Source organism: Lysinibacillus sp. NPDC093688, from assembly GCF_050280145.1.
Lineage (GTDB): Bacteria > Bacillota > Bacilli > Bacillales_A > Planococcaceae > Lysinibacillus > Lysinibacillus xylanilyticus_B.
The window spans coordinates 23,840-24,765 of sequence record NZ_JBNNUX010000017.1 but is presented as its reverse complement, the minus strand read 5'-3'; the positions used below and the strand labels follow the sequence as shown (position 1 = coordinate 24,765).

The window sequence follows — 926 nt, the reverse complement described above, 5'->3', positions numbered from 1 at the left end:
TAGCCAGTAGCCCCAGTAACACCAGTAGAGCCGGTAGCCCCAGTAGAGCCGGTAGAGCCAGTCACACCAGTAGAACCAGTAGAGCCAGTAGAGCCAGTAGAGCCAGTCACACCGGGAGCCCCAGTAGCCCCAGTAGCCCCAGTAGCCCCAGTAGCCCCAGTAGCCCCAGTAGCCCCAGTAGCCCCAGTAGCCCCAGTAGCCCCAGTAGCCCCAGTAGTTCCAGTCGCACCAGTCGCACCAGTAACCCCAGTAGAGCCGGTAGCGCCAGTAGAACCGGTCGCACCAGTAACCCCAGTAACCCCAGTAACCCCAGTAACACCAGTAGAGCCGGTAACTCCAGTTTCACCAGTAACCCCAGTAGTTCCAGTAGAGCCGGTAGCCCCAGTAGAACCGGTAACGCCAGTAGAGCCAGTAGCCCCAGTAACACCGGTAACGCCAGTAGAACCGGTAACGCCAGTAGAGCCGGTAGGGCCAGTAACGCCAGTAGAGCCAGTAGCCCCAGTAGCCCCAGTAGCCCCAGTAGCTCCTGTAGAGCCAGTAGAGCCAGTAGCCCCAGGAGGACCAGTGTCGCCAGTAGAGCCAGTAGCCCCAGGAGGACCAGTGTCGCCAGTAGAGCCAGTAACACCAGTAGCGCCAGTGTCGCCAGTAGAGCCAGTAACACCAGTAGAGCCAGTAGGTCCAGTCACACCAGTAGCGCCAGTAGCCCCAGTAGGTCCAGTAGCGCCAGTAACCCCAGTAGAACCAGTCACACCAATAGCCCCAGTAGGTCCAGTAGAGCCAGTGTCACCAGTAGAGCCAGTAGATCCAGTAGGTCCAGTAGATCCAGTAGGTCCAGTAGGTCCAGTAGGTCCAGTAGGTCCAGTAGGTCCAGTAGGTCCAGTAGGTCCAGTAGGTCCAGTAGGTCCAGTAGGTCCAGTAGGTCCAGT

At 58.7% G+C, this 926-nt stretch carries 1 protein-coding gene; it reads right to left on the bottom strand.

The annotated features are described in order from the left end of the window. Positions 1-749: hypothetical protein (locus ACQKN2_RS14380; RefSeq protein ID WP_427415556.1), on the bottom strand; the 749-nt coding region annotated here is incomplete at its 3' end. Between the last annotated feature and the right edge of the window lie 177 nt (positions 750-926).